The organism is Aeromonas fluvialis (assembly GCF_000819885.1).
In the GTDB taxonomy this organism is placed as follows: domain Bacteria; phylum Pseudomonadota; class Gammaproteobacteria; order Enterobacterales; family Aeromonadaceae; genus Aeromonas; species Aeromonas fluvialis.
Window position 1 is genome coordinate 52,105 of record NZ_CDBO01000005.1, and the last position, 25,316, is coordinate 77,420.

Below are 25,316 nucleotides of genomic sequence, written 5' to 3' on the forward strand. Positions count from 1 at the left end.
CGAAGGCGCTCAGGGGACCACCACCCGGCTCTCACCGCCGCCGAGGGCTTCGACCCTGATCTGCACGCCGATCCGCTCCACCAGGGTCTGGACGTGGGAGATGACCCCGATCTGGCGACCGGCGGCCTGCAGGGAGTCGAGGCTGGCGAGCGCCAGATCCAGACTGTCCGGATCGAGCGTGCCGAACCCTTCGTCGATAAAGAGCGACTCGACCTGGGTCTGGCGCGACGACAGGCTGGAGAGGGCCAGCGCCAGCGCCAGCGACACCAGAAAACTCTCGCCGCCGGAGAGGGAGTCCACCGAGCGCACCTCGTCCCCCATGTCGAGATCCACCACCTGCAGCGCCAGATCGGTACCGGGCACCCGCTCCAGCCGGTAGCGCGGCGACAGTTCACCCAGCTGGGCGTTGGCCTCCAGCAACAGACGCTCTAGGGTGAGGCTCTGGGCGAAGGTGCGGAACTTGGCGCCGTTGGCTTGCCCGATCAGATCGCCCAGCTGCTGCCAGTGGTCGGCCACCGCCTGCTGGGTGATCAGCTCCTGTTGCAGGCTGCCCGCCTTGAGGGCGGCCGCTTCGGCCTGTGCCAGCTTGCTCTTGCACTCGAACAGCTGCTCTTCAAGGGCGCGACAACGGGCACCCCGCGCCGCCAGCTGCTCGCTCAGCTCTGCATCCGGCAGGGCGGCCAGTTCGGGGTGGTGTTCCCGGTAGCGATCCCGCTTGCTCTCCTCCAGTGCCAGCGCCCGTTGCCGCTCGGCAAGGCGGGTGCGTGCCTCGCCAACCTCATCCTCCAGCCCTTGCAGGGCGGCGCGGCGCGCCTTGAGCTCATCGGCGGTGATGGCGAGCAGGCGGCGCAGGTCGTACTCATTGATGCCGAGGGTACTGGCGTGAGCCGCCCAGCGCCCCAGCACCTCCCGCTTGCGGCGGCTACTGATCTGTTTTTCTTGCTCCACATGGGTGAGGCGGGTCTTGAGCTCGGTCTGCCGCTCCCGCAGAGCGCGGGCGCCGCTTTGCATCAGCTCCAGTTCGCTGGCGAGTTGTTGCAGCCGCTGTTGCCAGCGGCTCTCGACCAGCGGGATCTCCTCGCCATTCAGACAGGCGGCGCGGCTGGTGAGCAGCCCCTGCCGCTGCTGCTCGTGCTCCTTGTAGTCCCGCTCGAGTTTGTGCAGCAGCTCGCGCTGGGTCTGCAGGCGCGCCTCCTGCGCACTTAGTGCCGGGGTTAGGCTGGCGATCTCGCTGGCCAGCCGCTCCCACTCGCTCTGGCCGTGCAGCCAGGCTTCGCAGGTCCGCTGCCACTCATTCCACTGCTGGCTGCCGAGCCATTGGCGCCACGGTTGGCCACCCATCTGCTCATCGAGGCGGTGGGCACCCTGTTCGAGGCGCTGGCGCAGGGTCGCCTCCTGCTCGCCCATCCCCTTCACTTCCCCTTCCAGTGCGATGCGCTGGCGATCGGCCTCCTGCCACTGCTGCTCGAACTGCTGGTGCTGGGCAGCCAGTTGGCTCAGTTGCTGACGCACCCCTTGCAGCTGTTGTTGGCCAAGCTGGGCCTGACGCAGCTGCTGCTGGCTCTGGGCCAACCCCTGCTCCAGCGCCTGGCCACGGCCAAGCAGGGTGCTCATCAGCTCGTTCCACTCAATGGGGCTCTGGCGCAGCGGCAGCGGATGGCCGAGCAGGGTATCGCCCCCCAGCTGTTGCCAGCGCTGGGTCAGCTGCTCGGCGCGTGCCTCCAGCTCCGGCAGATGTTGCTGACGCACCACCAGCTGGCGGGCCAGCTCCTGACGCTCGCTTTCGCACTGAATGTATTGATGGTTGAGCCGTTCCCATTCGAGTTCGAGGCTTCTGGCCCGCTCTGCCAGCTGACCCAGGATCCCCGCCACCTGTGGCTGGCTCTGGCTGTAGGGATGCTCCTCGGCGCCGCACAGCGGGCAGGGTTCGCCATCGCTCAGGATATGGCGATACTGCTCGAAGCTGGCGATGGCGCGGGACTGCTCCAGTGCATGGCGCGCCTCATCCCGCTGCAGGGCGAGCCGCTCGCGGGCTGGCGCCAGCTCTTCGCTCAAGCTGGCCAGCTTGCCGAGGGCCTGCTCCAGCTGGGCAATCTCCTGCTGCAGGCGGCCATGCTGCTCGCCGTGGTTGCGGCCATAATCGGCCAGCTCCAGCAACTGGCGTAGTTGGCCCAGCTGTTGGGTCTGCTGCTGCCACTGCTCTTGCGCTTTGGCGAGGCGACTCTCCCACTGCTGCTCCTGCAACTCATTTTGTTGCTGTTGCAGCCGCGCCTGCTCCTGTTGCCAGTAGTCGCGCTCCTGCTGGCCTTGCTCCAGCTGGCGCTGTAACTGTTGCAGGGCGCGCAGCTTGTGATCCCGCAGGGTGAGCAGCTGTTGCTGCTTGTCGGCATCCTCTGCCCAATCCTGCATGGCGGTGAGCAGGGGCTGCCACTGGCGGGCAACCGGTGCCAGCTCCTTGTGCTCTTCGAGCCAAAGGCCCCACTGTTGGTGTTGCTGTTTGAGTAGTTCCACCTGTCGGCTCTGCTCGCGCCAGCCCTGCTCCAGCGTGAGTTGCACTTCTCGCTCTTGTGCTCCCTCCTGCTGGATCTTCTGCAACTGCTGCACTTTCTCCCGAATGCGGGTATCGAGCTCCTGCGCTCGCTTGAGTTCGGGTTGCAGGGCGCCCCATTCGCGCTCAGCGGCGATCTTTTCCGCCAGCAGTTGCTGCTCGGTCAGGGCGCTCTGCCGGGTTTGCTGCTCGAGTGTGGCAAGCTCGGGCCCCAGTTCGGCGATCACCTTCTCCTGCTGCTGTACTTCGAGAGTGAGGCGGGTCAGCTCGTCGTGATCGGCGCGGGCCACCTGGGCCTGCTCGGCACGGGCAAACTCCTCGCGCTCAGGGGCCGCGGCGCCGTGGGCCTGCAAGGCGGCATCGAGCGCCGCTTGCCCCTCGGCGCAGCCCTGCAACTGGGCGGCAATGCGGCTGTTGAGATCGCGCAAGTCCTGCATCAGCTGCTGCTGTTGCTGCTCGTGCTTGAGGGTGGTGGAGAGGCTTATCTGCTGGCTCACCCACTGCTCGCGGGTGGCTTCGTCCATCAGTGCCACGTCGCCGAGGCGCTGGGCAATGGTGGCCAGCTTTTGCTGCTCTTCCCGCGCCCGCTCATAGGTCTGGATGGAGATGGCAGAGTAGAGTTCGGTGCCGGTCATCCGCTCCAGCAGGGCGGAGCGCTCGTTGGCATCCGATTTGAGGAAGGCGGCAAACTCCCCCTGCGGCAGGATCACCGCGCGGCGGAACTGCTCCCAGGAGAGGCCTACCAGCTCGTCGATGCGATCTTGCAGCTCCCGCTTGCTGCCGGAGAAGACCTGCCCCGACTCCACATCGGTCAGGGTTCGCTCCTGCGCCTGAAAACGCCCCTCCGAGCGGTTTCGCGCCCGGCGCACCGCCCAGCGGGCCAGCCAGATGCGGCCATCACAGCCATGAAACTGCACCTCGGCAAAGCCGCTGGCGTGGCCGCGGCTGAGGATACCGCGCACGTCGTTGGCCTTGAGCTTCTCCTCGTCATCCACCCGGCCCACTTCGGCCACGTTCTTGCGATTGGCGATAAAGCGCGGCATCTCGTCGTAGAGGGCCAGACAAATGGCGTCGAGCAAGGTGCTCTTGCCGGCGCCGGTATTGCCGGTGATGGCAAACAGGCCCGCGGCGCCGAGCGCCCCGCGGGTAAAGTCGATGGTGAAGGGGCCGGTCAGACTGGCCAGATTTTCACCTGACAGAGACAAGATTTTCATGAATTGCACTCCTTCACCTGCGCCAGGATCTCTTCAAACGAGGCAACCAGTTTTGCATCGGGTTCACCTTCAAACTGGCGCTGATAGCAGAGGCGAAACACCTCGGTGGGGGAGAGCTCATCGAGCCTGCGCCGCTCGCGACCATCGGCCAGCCCTTCGCCCGAGCCCTGATACTGGGTGCTGATGCGGGCCAGACGCACCGGTTTGTCTGCGATGGCGGCGAGAATCCGTTCGCGGATGCGGGCCTCGGGCTTGGGCAGCAGCAGCCGCACTTCGAGGAAGGGTTGTGCCTCTTGTGGAGAAGCAGGCAGCTCGAGCGATGCGATGGCGTTCAGCGCGTCGTCGAGGGTGCTTTGGGGCAGGCGGATCATCTCCACCGCGCGGGGCACCGGAATGGATGCCACCGTGGTGAGCTTGCCCCCCGTAAAGGTCACTTCCAGCACCTGATGGTTGTAGTTGGCCTCGGCGAGCGAAAGCGGCAGCGGCGAACCGCTGTAGTGCACCCCCTCGGCCGGGCTCTGGGCCAGATGGAGGTGACCGAGCGCCGTGTAGTCGGCACTGGCAAAGAGATCGGCAGGCAGGGCGTGCTGGTTGCCGCCGAGCACCCGCCGCTCCGAGAGCTCTGAGAGCTGGCCTGCTGCCAGATAGGCGTGGCCCATGGCGATGAGCGGCAGCGCCTCCCCGCAGCGGGTGCGCCCCTCGGCCAATACCTCGGCATAGACCTGCCGTACCCCTTCAATCAGTCTGTCTTGTCCTTCTGCCAACGGCTCTACCCGCAGATCGCTGCTGCGCAGGAACGGCACGGCGGCGCACCAGGCGGCAATCTTGCCCTCCTTGTCTTGCAGCGGCACCAGCAGGCGGTCGGTATCTAGCTTGCCCTCACCGTCGCGGCTGATGCTGCCCACCAGATGGAGATCGAAGGCCCGCAGCAGCTCGTGGGGGGCATCGAGCTTGGAGGGGGAGTCGTGGTTGCCGCCAATCAGCACCATGTTGAGGTGAGGCATCTCGGCGCGCAACCTGGCCAGAAAGCGATAGAGCTGTTGCCAGGCGCTGGCGGGCGGATTGGCGGTATCAAACAGATCGCCCGCCACCAGCAGGGCGTCGATCTCGCGCGCCTTGAGGGTGTCGCTCAGCCAGTCGAGGAAAGCATCGTGTTCAAAACGGCGATCATGACCATGGAGTTGATGGCCAAGATGCCAGTCGGCGGTATGGAGGATTTTCATTGGAAAGCAGCCCGGTTGCAGGGATGGTGCCTGAGGCACCCGATGAAGACAAGATGAGGATCCCTCTCGCTTTTTTCAAGGAAAACAGGCCACCAGCTTACCGTCAGGCGGGTATACAGCGCATCCGATATTGCGGGTGGCCGGTCAGGGGATCGGACTCCTCACCCTCGATCATGAAGCCGTGGCGGCGATAGAAACGCACCGCCTGATCGTTCTCGACGAAGACCCGAACCTGGAGCGATGCCCCCTGACGCTTCGCTTCCTGCAGCAGGGCGTGGCCAACACCGCGACCCTGACGATCGGGGCGCACGAACAGGGCGGCGAGGAAGTTGTCCACCAGCGCCATAAATCCGAGCAGATCGCCGCGCTCTTCGAACACCCAGATGGTGGCGCGTTCGAGATAGCGGGTACGCAGATCCTCCTGGGCCAGCCACCAGCAGGAGGCATCGACGAAATCGTGGGCCTGCAGGGAGGCCAGCAACCAGATTTCGACGATCTCTTCCATGTCTTCCGGGCGACTGGGCCGTAACATACTCTCGTCCTTGTTAACAACTTGCATATTTTGCATATTTTGCACATTCGCAGTCTAGGGGAACTGGGCGACTGCTCAGGTGATATAAATGAGACCCTGTGAGGTCGATCGCCCTTTATTTAGCGAGAATGATTGGCTGATCACAAAGCGCCTCTCTAGTACAATGCCCGCCGGACAATCTAGAGACCGAGGACGCCATGTGGTTTAAAAACCTGCAGATTTATCGCTTTACCCGCCCCTTTGACCTGACCGTTGAACAGCTGGAAACCCAGCTGGAAGCCTGTGCCTTCACCCCTTGCGGCAGTCAGGACATCTCCCGTTTTGGGTGGGTCAAGCCCCTTGGCAAATTCGGCTCAACCCTGACCCACTCTGCCTCCGGCCATATCCTCATCTGCGCCCGCAAAGAGGAGAAGATGCTGCCCGGTAGCGTGGTCAAAGAGATGCTGGCCGAGAAGGTCGAAGCGATCGAGTTTGAACAGGGACGCGCCCTCAAAAAGAAGGAGAAGGAAGCGCTCAAGGAGGAGATCCTCCACACTCTGCTGCCCCGTGCTTTTAGTCGTACCAGCCAGACCTTCGCCTGGATCAATCCGGCCGACAATTTAATGGTGGTGGACGCAGGCTCCGCCAAGAAGGCAGACGATCTGCTGGCGCTGTTGCGCAAATCCATCGGCTCCCTGCCGGTGGTGCCGGTGGCCCTCAAGAACCCGCCCGAGATCACCATGACCGAGTGGCTGAACGAGGGCAATCTGCCCGCATCCTTTACTCTGGAAGACGAAGCCGAGCTGCGCAGTGCCATGGAACATGGCGGCATCATCCGTTGCAAGCAGCAGGATCTGATGAGCGACGAGATCAAGAATCACCTGGCCAACGACAAGCTGGTGACCAAGCTGGCCCTCAACTGGGGCGAGACCGTCAGCTTCGTGCTGGGGGATGATCTCTCCATCAAGCGCCTGAAATTCAGCGAAGAGCTGCGCGAGCAGAATGACGACGTCACCAGCGAAGATCCGGCCGCCCGTCTGGATGCCGACTTCGCGTTGGTCACGGCCGAGCTGTCCCAGTTTATCCCGGCGCTGTTTGCCGCCCTGGGTGGCGAAGAGCAGTCCATCTAAGCGAACTGGCTCCGCCTGATTGAAAAAAACCGCCTTCGGGCGGTTTTTTTGTAGCCATGACCGACGGCCTCTATTGATAGATGAGTAAGGTATTGATCTTGCTCAATAACTTGAGCGAAGCACGGCAATCGTGACATAGTCCCCCTCCATGGTTACAAAACAGACAAGGAGAGTGTCATGTTGCGCAAACCTCTGGGGCTGGCTGTCGCCCTTGCCTTGCTGGCCGGTTGTGCCAGTGACAACGGTTTTCACTACACCCCGCCAGCCCAGACCCTGATCGCACCCGAAGCCGCCAGTGGCTGGACCGACAAACAGGGCTGGCAGGGCCATGACTTCATGGTGGCGGCCGCCAACCCGCTGGCGGTGGATGCGGGCTACCAGATCATCAAAGCGGGCGGCAGTGCGGTTGATGCCGCCATTGCGGTGCAACTGGTGTTGACGCTAGTGGAGCCGCAATCCTCCGGCATCGGCGGCGGTTCACTGCTGCTGGTGTGGGATGGCAGCAAAGTGAGCGCGGTGGATGGCCGCGAGACGGCGCCGGCCGCCGCCACCGACCAGCTGTTTATGCAAGATGGCAAGCCGCTGGGGTTTTATGATGGTGTGGTCGGGGGTCGCTCGGTCGGCGTGCCCGGCACCCTGCGTTCGCTGGCGCTGGCCCATCAGCGTTATGGCAAGCTGCCCTGGGCTGTGCTGTTCGAGCCAGCCATCACGCTGGCGGAACAAGGATTCGTGATAAGTCCCCGGTTGGCTGCCCTGCTGGCCAAAGACCCCTATCTGGCCCGTGACCCGGATGCGCGCGCCTACTTCTATCAGGCCGATGGCAGCCCCAAAACGGCAGGAACCCGGCTGACCAACCCGGCGCTGGCCAAGGTGTTGCGCACTCTGGCGACAGAGGGGGCAGATGCCTTCTATCGGGGGCCGCTGGCGGATGCCATGGTGGCCAAGGTGCGTCAGCACCCCACCAATCCCGGGGTACTCAGTGCTGCTGATCTGGCCAGCTATCAGGCCAAACTACGCGACGGCCTCTGCTTTGACTATCGCCAGAGCAAGATCTGCGGCTTTCCCACTCCCTCGTCCGGCACCCTGGCACTCGGCCAGATCTTTGGCATGCTGGAGAGCCGCGATATGGCGGCCCTCAAGCCGATCACCACGAAGGAGGGGGGACTGGCTGCTTCCAGCGAGGCCATCCACCTCTACAGCGAAGCGGCGCGGCTCGCCTTTGCCGATCGCAATCAGTATGTCGCCGACCGCGATTTTGTCAGCGTGCCGGTGAAGGGGCTGCTGGACAAGGGTTATCTGGCCGAGCGCGGCAAGCTTATCGGTGAGCGCGCCATGGGGATCGCCAAGCCCGGTACGCCGCCACTGGCGCTGGCGCGGGGCAAGGATGCGACCCCGGAGCTGCCCTCCACCAGCCATGTCTCGATCGTTGACAAAGCGGGGATGGCGATATCCATGACCAGCTCCATCGAGGATGGTTTCGGTTCGCGCCAGATGGTCAACGGCTACCTGCTTAACAACCAGCTCACCGATTTCTCCTTCACCTCGGTGGATGCCACCGGTCTGCCGGTGGCAAACCGGGTGGCGCCGGGCAAGCGGCCCCGCTCCTCTATGTCACCCCTGCTGGTGTTTGACAAGCCAAGCGGCGAACTGACCATGACGCTGGGCTCGCCGGGGGGCTCGGCCATCATCAACTACGTGGGCAAGACCCTGCTCGGCACCCAGGATTGGGGCTTGAACCTGCAACAGGCCATCAATCTGCCCAACTTCGGCAGCCGCAACGGCCCCACCGAGCTGGAAGCGGGTCGTACCCCCATGTCGGTGGTCGAGGGATTGAAGGCGAGGGGACACGAGGTGGTACTGAACGAGCAGACCTCCGGCCTGCAAGGGGTTGAGCGCAATGGCAGTGGCTGGTTTGGCGCAGCCGATCCGCGCCGCGAGGGAATAGCCAAAGGGGAGTGACCTTCCCATAACAACAAGGCCAGCATGATGCTGGCCTTGTTGTTGATGGTGCGCTTACTGGATACCCAACAGCTCCACGTCGAAGATCAGGACTGATCCCGGCGGGATTTTGCCCGCGGCACGGTCGCCGTAGGCGAGGTTGGCGGGGATGTAGAAACGGGTCTTCTCACCTTCCACCATCAGCTGAACCCCTTCGGTCCAGCCGGCGATCACTTGATTGAGGCCAAATTCGATGGGCTCGCCACGGGCGACCGAGCTGTCAAAGACGGTGCCGTCCAGCAGCTTGCCCTCGTAGTGCACCTTCACCTTGCTGGTGGCGGTGGGGTGAACGGTGCCGGTACCCGGGGTCAGCACTTCGTACTGCAGGCCGGAGGCGGTGGTGGTCACCAGCGGTTTCTCCTTGTTGCTGGCGAGGAACTCGGCGCCAATCCGCACGTTGTCGGCCGCCAGCTTCTTGTTGTTGCTGCTGGCGTAGAAGTAGTAGGCCACACCGGCAATGAGCAGTGCGATCAGTATGAATTTCATCGGTTTTTCCTGTTCCATGAAATGTAAAAAGTACAATGAGGGCGCCATCTTATCGCGCACCGCCTCTGATGGCGAGCCACAGGGCGGGAGGATGTGAGCAGGCAGGCAAAGCTCGGTGACGCAGACGCAAAAAGGGGCGAGTCAGTGACTCGCCCCTTGTCATGATGGCAGCGCTTACTTGGCGGTCACCATCATCAGGGCAGGCAGGGCAAAGAAGAGACCCGCCACATAACCCAAAGCCAGCAGCTTGTTCTCGCTGCCTACCCGGGCCAGCCCTTCGGCGGCGCGTACCGGCAGGTCACGCAGGAAGGGGATGCCATAGATGATGAGCACGGCGAAGAGGTTGAACAGCACATGGACCAGTGCGATGGTCAAGGCCAGCTGGGCACCGGCTCCGCTGATGGCGGTGGCAGCCAGCAGGGCTGTGATGGTGGTACCGATATTGGCCCCCAGGGTGAAGGGGTAGAGCTGACGGGTGCTGAACACGCCGCCGCCAGCCAGCGGGATCATCAGGCTGGTGGTGGTGGAGGAGGACTGCACCATGATGGTCACCAGCGCGCCCGAGGTGATGCCGGTCAGCGGGCCACGGCCCAGCGCCTTGTGCAGCACCTCTTTGGCGCGGCCAACCAGCACCTGTTGCAGCACTTTACCCAGATAAGTGACGCAGGCGAGGATCAGCAGGATACCGATGACGATGGTGGCGATGGCAGGGCCCTTGCCCGGCAGGAAGGCGACGGCGCTGTCGATCAACTGCTGGGCCGGTGCGGTCAGTGGCTTCATGAAATCCATACCCTTCATCGACATGTTGGCAGAACCCACCAGCAGGTTGGCCAGCCATTCGGCGCTGTGTTGCAGCAGGCCGAACATCAGCTCCAGCGGCAGGAAGATGAAGACCGCCAGCAGGTTGAAGAAGTCGTGCACGGTGGCGGCGGCGAAGGCGCGGCGGAACTCGGCGCGATCCCGCACATGGCCCATGGAGACGATGGAGTTGGTGATGGTGGTGCCGAGGTTGGCCCCCATCACCATGGGGATGGCCATGCCGATGGGCAGGCCGCCAGCCACCAGACCGACGATCACCGAAGTGACTGTGCTGGAGGATTGCACCAGCGCGGTGGCCAGGATGCCGAGCAGCAGGGCGACAAAGGGGTTGTTGGCAAAGGCGAAGATCTGGGCTGCGCCCTCGGCGCCGCCAGAGAAATCTTTGAAGCCGTGGGAGATGGCACCCACGGCGACCAGGATCAGGTAGACCAGTGCGATGACACTCATCCAGTTGAACAGGGCGCGGGTCGCGGGCGGCTGTGACAAGGTGTGATGGTGTTGCATAAAGCCTCTTGAGACGGTCGTTCCGTCTTGGGTTGTTGATGACCCGGGCATTTAATCAGTGGCAAATGACAGAAATATGACAAAGTGACACTTTTATGATGGTTTTATGACTTGCTTTGGTGGTTTGCTCGCCAATAGATGATGGTTATGGCGATAAATATGGCTGGTGACGCCATCCGCCCTGTCTGTTCCTTGCCGACCAAGCAAGTGCGGGAGAGTGGCAATAGTCGAGCCCATATTCAGCCCGTCAAATAGCAAAAAGGGGAGCCAGTGGCTCCCCTTTTGTCTATCCGTTATCCGCAAGGGATCAGGCGTCAGTCGCTTCCTCGTACTGGCGGAACGGGATGCGGAACACCGCCAGACGCAGGAATAGATAGGTTGCCCCCAGACCGGCCCAGATCAGGCCCAGCTCCAGGGAGCTCTGCTCCAGGTTGATCCAGAGGGCGCCGATGGTGGCGGCGCCAAGCAGCGGCAGCAGCAGGTAGATCAGGTGATCTTTCAGGCTCTTGTTGCGCTTTTCGCGGACCCAGAATTGGCCGATGACCGACAGGTTAACGAAGGTGAAGGCCACCAGGGCACCAAAGTTCACCAGCGCCAGCGCCATATCCAGATCGAATGACACCGCGGAGAGGGCCAGGGCGCCGACCAGCAGCACGTTGATGGCCGGGGTGCGGTATTTGGGGTGGATGTAGCCAAATACCCGCTCCGGGATCATCCGGTCGCGCCCCATCACGTAAAGGATGCGAGAGACACCTGCGTGGGCCGCCATGCCGGACGCCAGTACCGCGACCGTGGTGCAGACCAGGACGATGCTCTGGAACAGAGTGCCGCCGACGTAGAGGGCGATCTCGGGCAGCACGGCGTCCGGTTCCTTGAAGCGGGCCAGATCCGGGAAGTAGAGCTGCAGGCAGTAGGAGACCACCACGAAGATGACGCCACCGATGAGGGCGGTCAGCACGATCGCCTTGGGGATCACCTTACCGGCGTTCGGGGTCTCTTCACTGAGGGAGCTCAGGCCGTCAAAACCGAGGAAAGAGAAGCAGAGGATGGTGGCACCGGTAAAGAGCGGCACCATGCTGGCGCTCTCGAAGTGGAACGGCCGGCTGCTCACCAGAGTGGCGGCCCCTTCGCCGTGATAAATGCCCCACGCCATCAGGCCGATAAAGACGATGATGATGGCGAGCTGGATAAAGACGATGGCGCCGTTGAAGTTGGCCACCAGGTTGATGCCGCGCAGGTTGAGGAAGGTCATCACGGTCACCAGGCCGAAGATGAAGATCCAGGGATCGACACCCGGGAACATGGCGGTCAGGTAGATCTTGGCCAGCAGGATATTGATCATCGGCATGAACATGTAGTCCAGCAGGGATGACCAGCCGACCATAAAACCGACGTAGGGGTTGAACACCTTCTGGGCATAGGTGTAGGCAGACCCCGCAGAGGGGAACTTGCGTACCAGGTGGCCATAGCTGAGGGCAGTGAGCAGGATGCCGCCGAGGGCAAGCAGGTAGGCGGTGGCGACCCGGCCTTCGGTGATGTCACCGACGATGGCGAAGGTGTCGAAGACAGCCATGGGGGTCAGATAGGCCAGACCCATCACAATCACTTGTGTCAGGGTAAGGGTCTTGAGCAGCTTGGCGTTTTGCGATGCCATTACGCTTTCTCCTCAATCAGTGCCGCGGCACCTGCTTGCAACGAGCGCAGGGATACGAGGAACTCGCAAGCCTGCAGATCAAAGGCGCCGGGGTGGCGCATACCGGGCTGTACCGGCAGGAAAGCATTGAAACGCCCCATGTAATTCCTCTTGATTTAACGTCGGGAGATTGTTTGGCAATCTCGAATATCAATTCCGGAAATGTTCCGGCCTCTTGTGATGGGTTTGTACTGCTCTTCAAAATAGAAAAACCGATGTTGCAGTGAACATCGGTCCTTTTATTGGCGGCGTATTGTGCATTTGGTCAGCCCCCTTGACAAGCAAAAAAGGGCCTATTACCGCATTTTTTTGCATACGCGCAAGGCAGGTAAGTGGTCACTTGCTCCCCGCAGGCGTCCCCGGGCCACGCCTCCTGTTCCGGGGGGGAAGGGGAGCCTTCATATGGCGTATGAAACACCGGCAAATTGGGGCTGCAGGGTGCATGGTGCCTCAATATTGATCCTGATCATACTTGCCGCGGTTTCCCCGCGACCGAGTCCAGCCATTTCATCGGTTGGCAGGGGCGCGGGAGGGGGGAAAGGGAGAGACGCTTGCCAGCATAAATATTCATTTTAATGACTGGGCTCATGACGCGATCTGGCCCAGGCCATGGCATAGCGATCGGCCAGGGTGGGTAGATATTTGAAATCAGTCACACTTCTTGCAGAAATAACAAGGAGCCCGCAGGCTCCTTGTGTTGTATGAGGGGGTGGCTACTCCGCGCTCACTGGGCAATTTCGACCTTGTCTGCAGGCTGCAGCGGGATGCGAAACACGGTGAGGCGCAAGAACAGGTAGATGGCCCCCAGCGCCGCCCAGATCAGCCCCAGCTCGAAAGAAGCGGGTTCCAGATTGAGCCACAGCACCCCGATGCAGGCGGCGCCACAGAGCGGCAGCAGCAGGTAAATCAGGTGATCCTTCAGACACTTGTTGCGGCCCAGTTTCACATAGAAGTGGGCAATCACCGCCAGATTGACGAAGGTGAAGGCCACCAGGGCGCCAAAGTTGATCAGCGCCAGTGCCATCTCCAGATCGAATGATACCGCGGAGAGAGCCAGCACCCCCACCAGCAGCACGTTGCAGGCCGGGGTCTGCCACTTCGGATGGATGTAGCCGAAGAAGCGTGCGGGCAGGGCGCGATCACGCCCCATCACGTAGAGCAGGCGCGACACGCCGGCGTGGGAGGCCAGTCCCGAGGCCAGCACGGCCACCGTAGTGCAGACCAGCACCACCGCCTGGAACAAGGTGCCACCCACGTAGAGCGCGATCTCTGGCAGTACCGCATCCGGTTGCTTGAAGCGGGAGATGTCCGGGAAGTAGAGCTGCAGGAAATAGGAGGTGGAAACAAACAGCACGCCACCGATCAACGCCGTCAGCACGATGGCGCGGGGGATCACCCGATCTGCATCCGGGGTCTCTTCCGACAGGGTGCTGATGGCATCAAAACCGAGGAACGACAGACAGAGGATGGAGGCCCCCATCAACAGCGGCGAGATGTTGATCTGCTCGGAGAAGAAAGGACGGCTGCTGGCCACGGTTCCCAGTCCTTCACCGTTGTGGACGCCCCAGGCGATCAGGCCGATGAAGACGGCAATGATGCTGAACTGCAAGATGACGATCAGGCTGTTGAAGTTGGCCACCAGCTTGATGCCGCGCATGTTGAGGGCCGTCATCACCGCCGCCAGACCGAAGATGTAGGTCCAGGGCTCCACGTTCGGGAACAGGGCCTCCAGATAGATCTTGGCCAGCAACATGTTGATCATCGGCATGAACATGTAGTCGAGCAGGGAGGTCCAGCCCACCATAAAGCCTACATAGGGATGGAACACCTTCTGGGCATAGGTATAGGCGGAACCGGCCGACGGGAACTTGCGTACCAGATGGCCATAGCTCAGTGCAGTGAACAGCATGCCCATCAGGGCAAACAGATAGGCGGTCGGCACATGACCGTCAGTGATCTCGGTGACGATGCCGAAGGTGTCGAAGACCGCCATGGGGGTGAGGTAGGCAAGGCCCATGACCACGACCTGCCACAGTTTCAGGGTCTTTTTCAGACCAACCGGTTGGGCGTTCATCATGCCTGTTCCTCACGTGGTGCCAGGACGGCACACTCCATCAACGAAACCGGGATTGATGCCCGGGAATCAAGGGCGCCGGTGTGGCGCGCGCCGGCCAGAGCCGGCAGGAAAGCATAGAGATGCCCCATGTTGTTCCTCACAGAATGTGGTGTCGGGAGATTGCTGCCAATCTCGCTATCTTTTCCGGGGGTGATCCGGCCTCGTTTATGGATTTGTTCACTGTGAAAAAAGTACCGATGCCGCTAAGGCTGCACCGGTACTTTCAGTGGCCGCGCATTGTGCATTTGCAGGGCTCCCTTGACAAGCGAGAAAAGGGGCAAAATTGCATTTATTTGCAATGGTCAGCGGTCACTTTCATGCTGGTCAGCCCAGCACGGCCTCCAGTGACGTTTCAAGGATTTGCAGCCCTTCGTCAATCACGGACGCAGGGGCAGTCAGGGGGGCGAGAAAACGGATGACATTTGCGCGCACCCCGCATGACAACAGGACCAGACCGCGCCTGCCCGCCTCGGCCACCAGGCGCTTGGTGAGGTCGGGATCCGGCTGGGCTGCATCGCGCTGCTTCACCAGTTCCATGGCCACCATGGCACCGGGGCCGCGAATTTGACCTATGCAGTCAAAACGCTCGGCTATGCGCTGCAATCCTGCCTTGATCTGCTCGCCCTGGGCTTGCGCTTTCTGGTTGAGCTGCTCCTCTTCGATCACCTCCAGGACCGCCAGGGCGGCGGCGCAGGCAATGGGGGAGCCGGCATAGGTGCCGCCCAGACCACCCGGCTTGGCCGAGTTCATGATCTCTGCCTTGCCCACCACGGCGGAGAGGGGGAAACCGCCAGCCAGGCTCTTGGCCAGGGTCATGATGTCCGGCTCGATGCCGGCATACTCGGTGGCGAAGGTCTTGCCGGTGCGGCAAAAACCGCTCTGGATCTCGTCGCAAATCAGCAGAATGCCATGCTGATCGCAGATGCGGCGCAGGCTCTGCATAAAGCGCGGGGAGGCGGGATAGAAGCCACCCTCGCCCTGAACCGGTTCGAGGATGATGGCAGCCACCCGGCTCGGCTCGATGTCGGCGCTGAAGCAGAGCTCAAGGGCGTGCAGGGCATCCTCTTCACTCACCCCCAGATAGTCGGCGGGGAAGGGGATGTGGTAGACCTCACCGGGGAAGGGGCCAAAGCCGGTCTTGTAGGGCACCACCTTGCCGGTCAGGGCCATCCCCATCATGGTGCGACCGTGAAAGCCCCCCTTGAAGGCGATGGTGCCGCTGCGGCCGGTGTGGGCGCGGGCGATCTTGATGGCGTTCTCCACCGCCTCGGCGCCGGTGGAGAGGAATAGGGTGCGTTTGGTGCTTTGTCCTGGTACCAGGGCATTCAACTTTTCCGCCAGCTCGATATAGCCGGGGTAGGGGGTAACCTGGAAGCAGGTGTGGCTGAATTTCTCCAGCTGGGCCTGCACCGCTGCCACCACTTTCGGGTGGTTGTGGCCGGTGTTGAGCACGGCGATGCCGGAGGCGAAATCGATGTAGCGGTTGCCCTCGATGTCCCACAGCTCGGCATTCTGCGCCTTGTCGATAAAGACCGGCAGCAGGGTGCCGACGCCGTTGACCACGGCGGCTTCACGGCGGGCCTGCCAGGCCTGGTTTGACTGGTTCTCTGAATGACTCATTTTTCCTCCCTGCGGGGGCATTTGCCCCCTCTCTTGAGTGTTGGCGAGCCTCCCGGGCGGGAGCGCTCACTTCGTCCTTGATTCATGTGGTGGCAAGCCTTGGCAGGCTGGCCAGACCCCGCCCATGCCCTTCCCATGGGGCGGGATGGCTGGGTTTGCGCCATCCCTTGTGAAGGGAAGGTCGGTGGGGTGATCGTTATCCTGTCTAGCGGATGGCGCCAAAGCAGAGGTATTTGGTCTCGAGGTACTCCTCCAGCCCCTCGGCAGCCCCTTCGCGGCCCAGACCCGACTCCTTGATGCCGCCAAAGGGGGCCAGCTCGGTGGAGATGATCCCCTCGTTGATGCCCACCATGCCGTATTCGAGCCGCTCGGCGACGCGCCACACCCGGGCGATATCGCGGCCATAGAAGTAGGCGGCCAGACCATAGGGGGTGTCGTTGGCCAGGTCGATGGCCTCGGCTTCCGTCTCGAAACGCACCAGCGGGGCGACCGGGCCGAAGATCTCCTCCTGCAGGATGGGATTGTCCTTGGCTACCTTGCCCAGAATGGTGGGGCGGTAGAAGAGGGGGCCGGCGGGATGGGCTTCTCCCCCCAGCAGCACCTCGGCACCCGCGGCGACCGATTGCTGCACCAGCTCGGCCACCTTGCTGGCGGCGGCCGGGTTGATGAGCGGGCCAATCTGGGTGCCTTCCGTCATGCCATCTCCCACCTTGAAAGCCTTGACGGCGGCAGTCAGCTTCTCGGCGAAGGCGTCGTAGACGCTGGCCTGTACCAGAATGCGATTAGCGCAGACGCAGGTTTGACCGGCGTTGCGGTATTTGGAGGCGAGCGCCCCGGCCACAGCGGCGTCGAGGTCGGCATCGTCAAAGACGATAAAGGGGGCGTTGCCACCCAGCTCCAGCGAGAGGCGCTTCATGGTGTCGGCGCACTGGCGCATCAAGAGCTTGCCGATGCGGGTGGAGCCGGTAAAGGAGAGCTTGCGTACCACAGGGTTGTTACACAGTTCATTGCCCACCGAGCTCGCCTGATGGCTGGTAACGATATTGATGACACCGGCCGGGATGCCTGCCTGCTCGGCCAGCACCGCCAGCGCCAGGGCGCAGAGCGGGGTTTCGGCGGCCGGTTTGATGACGATGGTGCAACCGGCGGCCAGCGCCGGACCGGCCTTGCGGGTGATCATGGCAATGGGGAAGTTCCATGGGGTGATGGCGGCGACCACCCCCACCGGCTGCTTGATGGTGGCCAATCGGCGATCGCCGCTAAAACCCGGGATGGTGCGACCATAGGCGCGCTTGCCCTCTTCGGCGAACCACTGGATGAAGCTGGCGCCGTAGGCCACTTCTCCTTTGGCTTCGGCCAGCGGCTTGCCCTGCTCGCAGGTCATGATGCGGGCCAGTTCGTCGGTGTGGGCCGTGATGGCACTAAACCAGGCGTAGAGTTTGTTGCTGCGCTCCTTGGCGGTCAGCGCCGCCCAAGCGGGTTGCGCCGCGTGGGCGGCGGCGATGGCGCGGCGGGTATCCTCGGCATCCATATCCGGGACCTGGGTAATGACGGCCCCGCTGGCGGGATTGGTCACCTCAAAGGTGCGGCCGCTGGCGGCGTCGCACCAGTGACCACCGATATAGGCGCGGGATTTGATCAAGCTTAGATTGGAACTGGTAGCGGACATGGCAAGCCTCGATGATGAAACCTGGCAGCAAGGTGGCGATGATGCGGCTCATCCTGTACTGCTGCCGTATAAAATAATAAGCACAGAGAGACCATAAATTGAGCTTGGATGTTTTTCAAGTGTTAAATATATTTGAATTATTGGTGTGCTGCATGCTAGAAAATAGGCTGTGTAGTGCAGTTTAACCAGACGAACAGGGTATCGTATGGGAAACGGTGTGCAAAATAATGAACAGATGGCTTGTGCAAGATGGCAAACGGCCATGCCATGGCTGGTCCGCTATTTTAACCAGTGGCAACAGGGAGGTGCCTATGTACCAACGTGACAAGGGAATCGATGGCGGAGGCCTGCCATGAGCGGGGCGCCAGCCCGGAGTAGCAGTGGCCGCTCCGGTCAGGGGGCTGTGTTGCAGGCGAGTATGGGGGAGCGGCTGGCGGCGGTCCGCCATCAGCTTGGGCTCTCCCAACGGCGGGTGGCGGAGTTGAGCGGCCTGACCCATGGCGCCATCTGCATGATCGAACAGGATAAAGTGAGCCCATCAGTCGCTTCGTTGCAAAAACTGCTCACCGTCTACGGTCTCCCCCTGTCACGCTTTTTTGCCGAAGAAGAGCAGAGCCATCCGCCACAGGTGGTGATCAAGGCCGAACAGCTTATCGAGCTGGGCAGCCAGGGGGTCTCCATGAAGCTGGTGCACAACGGGAACAACCGTCGCCAGCTCGGTTTTATGCTGGAGACCTATCCCCCCGGCACCGACACCGGTGGTCAGGTCACGCACCTGGGGGAGGAGGTGGGCACCGTGCTGGAGGGCTCGGTGATCCTGACCGTGGCAGGAGAGAGTTATCAGCTGGAGGCGGGCGACAGCTATGTGATCGACACCGGCGAGCCCCACAGCTTCAGTAATCCGTCGGGGCAGACCTGTCGCATCGTTAGCGCCCATACCCCGGCCAGTTTTTAATCTTGGAATAGGGTTTGCCAGTCAAACCGGTAAGGAAACAGGATCATGACCGAACATGTAAACAGTTACTACGCAGCCAGTGTCAATCAACACGCACCTTTTCCAACGCTAACCGAACAATTGGAGTGCGATGTTTGCGTCATCGGGGCGGGCTATACCGGCCTCTCCAGCGCCCTGCATCTGGTAGAGAAGGGCTACAAGGTGGTGGTGCTGGAGGCGGCCCGGGTCGGCTTTGGCGCCAGCGGCCGCAACGGCGGCCAGATCGTCAATTCCTATAGCCGCGACATCGACACCATAGAAGCGAACTGCCCACCGGATCATGCCAGGCTGCTCGGTTCCATGCTGTTTGAAGGGGGCCAGATCATCCGCGAGCGCATCAAGCGTTACAACATCCAGTGCGATCTACAGGAGGGGGGCGTCTTTGCCGCCGAGACCGAGAAGCAGTTCCACGAGCTCAAATCCCAATATGCCCGCTGGCAGAAGTGGGGCAACGACAAGCTGGAGCTGCTTGATGCCAAGGGGGTGCGCGAGGTGGTCGCGAGCGATCGCTACGTCGGTGCACTGCTCGACAAGAGTGGTGGTCATATTCACCCCCTCAATCTGGCCCTGGGGGAGGCGGAAGCGATCCGCATGCAGGGGGGGCAGATCTTCGAACAATCCGCCGTCACCAGCATCACCCCGGGTCAGCCAGGACTGGTCAAGACCGCCAAGGGGGCGGTGAAGGCACGCTTTGTGGTGGTGGCGGGCAACGCCTACCTTGGCAACCTAGTGCCCGAACTCGCTGGCAAGAGCATGCCCTGCGGCACCCAGGTGATCGCTACCGAGGTGCTGGGGGAGGAGCGGGCCCGCTCCCTGTTGCCGCAGAACTACTGTCTGGAAGATAGCAACTACCTGCTCGACTACTACCGTACCTCCGGCGATCACCGGCTGCTCTATGGTGGTGGCGTGGTCTATGGGGCGCGGGATCCGGCGGACATCGAGCGGCTGATCATCCCCAAGATGCTGAAAACTTTCCCGCAACTGGCGGGGGTCAAGGTGGAGTACACCTGGACCGGCAACTTCCTGCTCACTCTGTCGCGGCTGCCGCAATTTGGTCGCATCGGCCCCAACATCTACTACATGCAGGGCTACAGCGGTCACGGCGTCACCTGTACCCATCTGGCGGGCAAGCTGCTCTCAGAGGTGCTGAGCGGTCAGGCAGAGCGCTTCGATGCCTTTGCCAAACTGCCCCACTACCCCTTCCCGGGTGGCCGGCTGTTCCGCATCCCCTTCACCGCTGCCGGTGCCGCCTGGTACACCCTGCGCGACCGCTTGGGGGTATAAGGGCACTCCAGCAAGAGATGTAAGCCGCTGGCAGCGATGGGCGCGCAGATGCCAGCACACCGACCAGAAACAACCAGGCCACCGCGAGGGTGGCCTGGTTGTTTATCAAACGGCAGCGCGCTGTTTAGCTGTAGAAGGCTTCAACGGTGCCCTTGAGCTTGAGCAGGATGGGCTGACCACGGCGATCCAGCGCCTTGGGGGAGGGGATCTTCACCCAGCCTTCGCTGATGCAGTACTCCTCGACATCGGTACGCTCTTTGCCGTTCAGGCGAATACCGATCGGGTGCTCGAAGCAGGCGGCCACATAGTGAGGGCTACGGGGATTGCAGGAGAGGTGATCCGGCAGAGCCGGTTTGGTGCTGGTATCGCTCATCGATATAACCCGAAATGAATAAAAAGTGGGTCATTGTAGAGAATGCCGCCATGGCATTCAAGGCGGCCAAACAACAGGCAAAGGGTACCCGCCATCGATACTGGCGGCCCGCTTAATCCCGTTGCCAATGCATCACCCTCTCGGGGTGGCCGCCATGCTCGCACAACGGCTGTTTACCCTCTTTGAACCCGTTGTGGGAATAGACGCGCCGGACCCGCTCGACCGTCCAGATCGAGAGCAGATAATGGGCGGATCATCGTGGCCTCGACAATGAAGAGTGGTCGCACGATATGCCCGAACCATGTCGTGTTATCGGGCATATCGTCTATCGCAGGCGGACTCCTATTTGCGGGTCAGCTTGTCGAGGTAGCCCATGGCGAAGGCGGAGAGGACAAAGGTGATGTGGATCAGCAGGTACCACTTGATCTTGTCGTTGGGGAGGTTTTCGGCATTCATAAACACCTTGAGCAGGTGAATGGAGGAGATGGCGACAATGGAGGCGGCGACCTTGTTTTTCAGGGAGCCAGCATCGAGCTTGCCGAGCCACACCAGTTTGTCGCCCTCATCCCCCACATCGAGGCGCGAGACGAAGTTCTCATAGCCGGAAAACATCACCATCACGATAAGTCCCCCCACCAGGGTGATATCGATCAGCGACAGTGTGACCAGCACCAGATCCACCTCTTTCATCTCCAGGATGTTGGGCAGGATATGGAGGATCTCCTGAAAGAATTTCACTCCCAGTGCCAGCAGTATAAGGCTGAGCCCAAGATAGATGGGGGCCATGATCCAGCGGGATGCGTACATCAATCTTTCAAACATGTTTTCCATAGTGCGATTACCGGTCCATCAAATGGTTAACAAACGAGTCGGCGATAGCTTAACCGAGATACATCACATCTCAAGCATCTCGATAGCATATTGCCGAATTGGACGGTATCAGGGGGCGATTTTCCAACCCTGTGGAGGGCGGCAGAGGGCCCGTGGCCGGGCCCATTCATTGTCAGGGCAGATCCAGGGTAAAGCGGGCGCCGCCGAGGGGGGATTCATCGACCCGGATCTGGCCGCCGTAGCTGTGAACGATTTCGGTCACCACTGCCAGACCTATGCCCTGACCCGGCGAGCTGTCAGCCCGCACGCCGCGCTGGAAGATCTGCTCCGATTTGGCCGGGTCGATACCCGGGCCATCATCTTCCACTTCGATGCGCAGCCGCTCGAGATGGCGGCGCACCGTCACCTTCACTTCGCTGATGGCAAACTTGCAGGCGTTGTCGAGCAGGTTGCCCATTAGCTCCATCAGGTCGCCCTGTTCGCCGTGGAAGAGGGCGTCATCATCGAACTTGAAGTGGGTTTGCAGCTTCTTGTGGCGATAGACCTTGGTCAGGCTGGCCAGCAGTTTTTCAATCAGCGGCACCGGCTCGCAACCCTTGCTGGCGAGGCGCTGGCGGCCGGTCACGGCCCGTCTGAGCTGATACTGGATCATCTGATCCATGGTGAGGATCTGCTCGTTGATATTATCGTGGATCTCCCGCCCCAGCTTCACTTCGCGGGTGGTGATCTGGATCAGCGCCAGCCGGGTTTTCAGGCTGTGGGCGAGATCGTTGAGGGCGTGCTGGTAGCGCAGGGTCTGCTGGCGTTCGTTCTCCAGCAGTTGGTTGATGGAGTCGGTCAGCGGGGCCAGCTCCCGTTCAAAATCGCTTGAGAGGTCATCGCGCTTGCCGGCCCGGATATCGTCGATCTGATGGGCGATAGTGCGCAGGGAACTGAGGCTCCAGAAGGTGGTGAGCAGCAGCAGCCCGGCCAGCAGCATATAGGCGAGCAGCGCCTGTTTGGCGGTCTGGTAGAGGTAGGTGCGCGACTCTGCATGATAGCGTTTGGCCGAGTCGAACATCACCACGTAGTAGGCGGTGGTACCGCTGCCGGGATTGCGGATAAAGCGCAGGCTGTAGACAAAGTAGCTCTCGCCATTCTTGATGGTGTGCTTCTTGAAGAAATAGTCGAGATCCATCTCCCCCAGATACTTCATCAGATCGCCGCAAATGGTCTGTTTGGCCTTGATCACCTCCGGCATATGGAGGCTCGACCAGACCAGTTCGCCATCGGCGCGGCAGATCAGGGTGTCGAGGTTGCGATCGCCCGCATTGCGGGATATCCGCCCCAGCTCGACGATCCCCCCCCGGTCGTCCGGCTCGGTGTAGGAGAAGATCTTGGCCAGGTTCTCCTGCATCCGGGCACTGGCCTTCTGGCTCTGCTCCTCGACGTGGCCGAGGTAGAGGGCGTAGACGGCAAACCCCATGATCAGCGCGATGGCCAGCAACGAGCTGAGCAGCAGTTTGATGTGTAGGGAGCTGCGGATCATCTTGATGGGTCGCGGCAGATGAAACAGCATCAGTTACAGGAGAGGTTGAAGATGTAACCCTGACGCCGGATGGTGGAGATGGGTTGAATCGTTCCTTCCGGATCCAGTTTTTTGCGCAGGCGGCTCACCATGACCTCGATGGTGTTGGGATCCCCTTCGCCATCGCCATAGAGCTGGTCGAGCAGTTGCTGTTTGGAGACCACCTGACAGGCGTTGCGCATCAGGTACTCCAGAATGAGGTATTCAAAGCTGGTGAGCACCGCCACTTCTCCGGCGATGGTCAGCTCCTTGCGGGAGAGATCCAGCTCGTACTCACCGGCCTTCACCTTGGGCGAGATAAAACCGGCGCTGCGGCGCATCAGGGCATTGAGGCGGGCCAGCAACTCATCTTTCTGGAACGGTTTGACCAGATAGTCATCAGCCCCCGCCTCCAGTCCTTCCACCTTGTCCTGCCAGTTGCCACGGGCGGTCAGCACAATGATGGGGAAGGGGATCTGCCGCTCGCGCAGTTGGCGGATCAATTGCAAGCCGTCCATATCGGGCAGACCGAGATCGATGATCGCCACATCAATGGGGTAGTCAGCGGCATAGTGCAGTGCAATTCCTGCCTGATCGGTGCTGTAGACCTGATTGTTGGCTTCGGTCAGCAGAGAAGAGAGGTGGTGATTGAGCAGCTTGTCGTCTTCGACCAACAGAATTTTCATGATGTGAGCGGTCATAGGGGATCCAGGCTGCCAATTAGAAAGTGTATGTCGCTTTGAGTCAATTCGAATCCTATCGCGCAGCGCCTGTATCGGGACTGAATCAGTGGGACTTCAGAGTTCGTGCCAACGGGTCGTTTAACCATGGTTCTGTGTTATCGATGGCATGCTGGCCGGCAGCCATGCTGCGAAAGGTTTGATGTGATGAGAGAGATGGCCGGGAGGCTGTTGGCGCGACTGCAACAGCGTGAGCGCGGTAACGTCCTCTATATTGTCTGGCTCTGCAGGGGGGCAGTCTCTCCATCAGCAAGGGCAGCAACGTTGTCGGCTGGTCCCAGCCCGCGGTGGCAGGCAAGTGCAGGTGGCGGTTGTTAGGATAACCGCCATTCGGCTAACAAGAGGGGGCCAAAATGGCCCCCTCTGCATGTACCTGTTACCTGTTAACTTTGGCTAACTGCGGCGCGGTGGCAGCATATTGGTGAGGGTGTTGTCTTTGAGAATATGGTGGTGATAGAGAGCCGCCACCGTGTGCAGGCCGATCAGGGCGTAACCGATATTCCCCAGCGTCTCGTGCACCTCCTTGATCAGCCCCTTGAAGTCCGGAGTGGGGGAGAGCAGGGCAGGCAGCTCAAGCCCGAAGAAGGGGATGGGCTTGCCCGCGGCGCTCAGTAAAAGCCAGCCAAACAGCGGGGTGAGAATGAGAAAACCGTAGAGGGCGAGGTGGGCCAGTTTTGCCAGCGTGTGCATGACCGGGGAGAGCTCGGGCACGATACGGGGCGTCGGGCTCATCCAGCGCAGGGCCAGTCTGACAAACACCAGGGCGAAGAGAAGCAGCCCCAGCATAAAGTGCCACTCCTTCATCAGATCCCGGCCCGGGTCCCCTTTGGGGAAGATATCGCGAAATTCGATCAGGCCGTAGACGGCGATCATGGCCCACAGGGTCAGCCAGTGCAGCCCGATATTCAGGGTGCCATAACGTTGTTCACTGTTCATCAGCATAAGTTTGTTCCTTCGAAGTGCTGTCACATCCGTGTGGCATCCCCGCACTCAAACGTGTCGGGGCGAGGCCTGATCCTTTGGCGGCAAAAGCCTGGCTACCATGCTTGCCATGCATCGATAGCCTGCCGCTGGCATCAGTCAGAGAGGAGATGCCCTCAACTGTCTGCATGGTATCACTGGCAACCGGGTGGATAGTCTGATCAATGCCACACAATTTACAGGCCCATTAAGCCCCTTGTGACGTGAAGAAGGCGTGAAATAGCATCAGTGATGTCGGCCCGCCAAGGTTCAGGCGGGCTCGATGGCCAGCACCACGCAATCCGGTTCGCTGATGCGAAAACGGACGTTGCAGTCAAACAGCCGCACCCCGTACTCCTTCTCATCGGGCTTGCCCTTCTTGTAGGCGGGGCGCGGATCTTGCGCCAGCACTTCGCTCACCAGCTGGCGCAGCTCGGGATGGGCCTTGAGCCAGGGTTGCAACTGCTGCTCGGCCCCGGCACTGAAGCTCACCGCCAGCGGCGGGGTGGGCGCGTCGGGGGCAAAGCCGCCACGGGCATCCGGCAGGCTGTCGGCATAGGGAATGTAGGGTTTGATATCGACGATGGGGGTGCCATCGAGCAGATCCACCGCTCCCAGCTCCAGCCACAGCTTGCCCCGCTCACGACCGATCCCGTACAGCTCGACCACCGACAGGCCAAGCGGATTGGGGCGGAAGGTGGAGCGAGTGGCAAAGACGCCGACCCGTTCGTTGCCGCCAAGGCGCGGCGGGCGCACAGTCGGGTGCCAGCCCTGCGCCATGGTCTGGTGAAAGACGAAGCTGAGCCACAGATGGGAGAACTGCTCGATACCGCGCAGCACATCCGGCTGATCGTAAGGAGGGAGCAGCTCGAGGCGGGCGCGGGCCGATTTGACCAGACCGGGCTGGCGGGGGATGGCGAACTTCTCCTTGTAGGGAGAGCGAATGATCCCGAGGGTGTCGATTTCGAACTTCATGGCGGATCCTGACTGAAAACCCCGGCAATTTAGCACAGGCGGCCCCAAAACGCAGGTTTGGCCTCGGTACGCCCTTTTCTGC

20 protein-coding genes are annotated in these 25,316 nt (G+C 61.4%); 4 read left to right on the forward strand and 16 right to left on the reverse strand.

Annotated elements, in window-relative coordinates; translation table 11 throughout:
• Positions 1-9 precede the first annotated feature (9 nt).
• The 3 genes from BN1125_RS00850 to BN1125_RS00860 all read right to left on the reverse strand — a co-directional run bounded on the left by BN1125_RS00850 (position 10) and on the right by BN1125_RS00860 (position 5,517).
• Positions 10-3,762, reverse strand: a complete 3,753-nt coding sequence (locus BN1125_RS00850; protein ID WP_042009922.1) for an AAA family ATPase — start codon at positions 3,760-3,762, stop codon at positions 10-12.
• Positions 3,759-4,985 (reverse strand): exonuclease SbcCD subunit D C-terminal domain-containing protein, encoded by a 1,227-nt coding sequence (locus BN1125_RS00855; RefSeq protein ID WP_042009924.1) that lies wholly within the window; start codon positions 4,983-4,985, stop codon positions 3,759-3,761. Before BN1125_RS00855 ends, BN1125_RS00850 begins: the two co-directional genes overlap by 4 nt.
• A 103-nt stretch (positions 4,986-5,088) precedes the next feature.
• Positions 5,089-5,517 (reverse strand): GNAT family N-acetyltransferase, encoded by a 429-nt coding sequence (locus BN1125_RS00860; protein ID WP_042009926.1) that lies wholly within the window; start codon positions 5,515-5,517, stop codon positions 5,089-5,091.
• A 197-nt stretch (positions 5,518-5,714) separates the two neighbouring features.
• Here BN1125_RS00860 and rdgC point away from each other — a divergent pair, with 197 nt between their 5' ends.
• Both rdgC and ggt read left to right on the forward strand, forming a co-directional pair.
• The gene (gene rdgC, locus BN1125_RS00865) at positions 5,715-6,626 is read left to right on the forward strand and encodes a recombination-associated protein RdgC (RefSeq protein ID WP_042009928.1); all 912 of its coding nucleotides are present in this window, start codon (positions 5,715-5,717) and stop codon (positions 6,624-6,626) included.
• 177 nt (positions 6,627-6,803) lie between these two features.
• Positions 6,804-8,585, forward strand: coding sequence for a gamma-glutamyltransferase (gene ggt, locus BN1125_RS00870; protein WP_042009931.1), 1,782 nt, complete (start codon positions 6,804-6,806; stop codon positions 8,583-8,585).
• A 54-nt stretch (positions 8,586-8,639) separates the two neighbouring features.
• Here the strand turns inward: ggt and bamJ are convergent, their stop codons facing one another.
• The 7 genes from bamJ to BN1125_RS00900 form a co-directional block, all read right to left on the reverse strand.
• Positions 8,640-9,110 carry a BamJ family beta-barrel-assembly machinery protein gene (gene bamJ / locus BN1125_RS00875; protein WP_042009933.1) on the reverse strand — a complete coding sequence of 157 codons (471 nt, stop codon included), beginning with the start codon at positions 9,108-9,110 and terminating at the stop codon, positions 8,640-8,642.
• Between the two features lie 174 nt (positions 9,111-9,284).
• The gene (locus tag BN1125_RS00880) at positions 9,285-10,433 is read right to left on the reverse strand and encodes a sodium:phosphate symporter (protein ID WP_042009936.1); all 1,149 of its coding nucleotides are present in this window, start codon (positions 10,431-10,433) and stop codon (positions 9,285-9,287) included.
• Positions 10,434-10,740: 307 nt separating this feature from the next.
• The gene (locus tag BN1125_RS00885; RefSeq protein WP_042009938.1) at positions 10,741-12,087 is read right to left on the reverse strand and encodes an APC family permease; all 1,347 of its coding nucleotides are present in this window, start codon (positions 12,085-12,087) and stop codon (positions 10,741-10,743) included.
• Complete coding sequence (locus BN1125_RS19205; protein ID WP_167562297.1) at positions 12,087-12,227, reverse strand: hypothetical protein; 141 nt, start codon at positions 12,225-12,227, stop codon at positions 12,087-12,089. The genes BN1125_RS00885 and BN1125_RS19205 overlap by 1 nt, the downstream gene beginning before the upstream one ends.
• 623 nt (positions 12,228-12,850) lie before the next feature.
• Positions 12,851-14,200, reverse strand: a complete 1,350-nt coding sequence (locus BN1125_RS00890) for an APC family permease (RefSeq protein WP_042009996.1) — start codon at positions 14,198-14,200, stop codon at positions 12,851-12,853.
• A gap of 366 nt (positions 14,201-14,566) precedes the next feature.
• Positions 14,567-15,862, reverse strand: a complete 1,296-nt coding sequence (gabT, locus tag BN1125_RS00895) for a 4-aminobutyrate--2-oxoglutarate transaminase (RefSeq protein ID WP_042009940.1) — start codon at positions 15,860-15,862, stop codon at positions 14,567-14,569.
• Between the two features lie 205 nt (positions 15,863-16,067).
• Positions 16,068-17,531, reverse strand: a complete 1,464-nt coding sequence (locus tag BN1125_RS00900; RefSeq protein WP_042009942.1) for an NAD-dependent succinate-semialdehyde dehydrogenase — start codon at positions 17,529-17,531, stop codon at positions 16,068-16,070.
• 418 nt (positions 17,532-17,949) lie between these two features.
• On the opposite strand from BN1125_RS00900, the gene puuR reads away from it, so the two are divergent.
• Positions 17,950-18,486: an HTH-type transcriptional regulator PuuR gene (puuR, locus tag BN1125_RS00905; protein ID WP_425283618.1), complete on the forward strand. Its 537-nt coding sequence runs from the start codon at positions 17,950-17,952 to the stop codon at positions 18,484-18,486.
• 45 nt (positions 18,487-18,531) lie between these two features.
• Positions 18,532-19,809, forward strand: coding sequence for an NAD(P)/FAD-dependent oxidoreductase (locus tag BN1125_RS00910; protein ID WP_042009946.1), 1,278 nt, complete (start codon positions 18,532-18,534; stop codon positions 19,807-19,809).
• A gap of 124 nt (positions 19,810-19,933) precedes the next feature.
• Here the strand turns inward: BN1125_RS00910 and BN1125_RS00915 are convergent, their stop codons facing one another.
• The 6 genes from BN1125_RS00915 to tsaA form a co-directional block, all read right to left on the reverse strand.
• The gene (locus BN1125_RS00915) at positions 19,934-20,182 is read right to left on the reverse strand and encodes a DUF3297 family protein (protein ID WP_042009948.1); all 249 of its coding nucleotides are present in this window, start codon (positions 20,180-20,182) and stop codon (positions 19,934-19,936) included.
• 342 nt (positions 20,183-20,524) lie between these two features.
• Positions 20,525-21,004, reverse strand: coding sequence for a TIGR00645 family protein (locus tag BN1125_RS00920; protein ID WP_230848197.1), 480 nt, complete (start codon positions 21,002-21,004; stop codon positions 20,525-20,527).
• A gap of 181 nt (positions 21,005-21,185) precedes the next feature.
• Positions 21,186-22,571 carry an ATP-binding protein gene (locus BN1125_RS00925; RefSeq protein WP_042009952.1) on the reverse strand — a complete coding sequence of 462 codons (1,386 nt, stop codon included), beginning with the start codon at positions 22,569-22,571 and terminating at the stop codon, positions 21,186-21,188.
• The gene (locus tag BN1125_RS00930) at positions 22,571-23,245 is read right to left on the reverse strand and encodes a response regulator (protein ID WP_042009998.1); all 675 of its coding nucleotides are present in this window, start codon (positions 23,243-23,245) and stop codon (positions 22,571-22,573) included. Before BN1125_RS00930 ends, BN1125_RS00925 begins: the two co-directional genes overlap by 1 nt.
• A gap of 447 nt (positions 23,246-23,692) precedes the next feature.
• On the reverse strand, positions 23,693-24,241 hold the full coding sequence (locus BN1125_RS00935) for a cytochrome b (RefSeq protein WP_042009954.1): 549 nt from the start codon (positions 24,239-24,241) through the stop codon (positions 23,693-23,695).
• Between the two features lie 288 nt (positions 24,242-24,529).
• Positions 24,530-25,234, reverse strand: a complete 705-nt coding sequence (gene tsaA / locus BN1125_RS00940; RefSeq protein ID WP_042009955.1) for a tRNA (N6-threonylcarbamoyladenosine(37)-N6)-methyltransferase TrmO — start codon at positions 25,232-25,234, stop codon at positions 24,530-24,532.
• Positions 25,235-25,316: the final 82 nt, after the last annotated feature.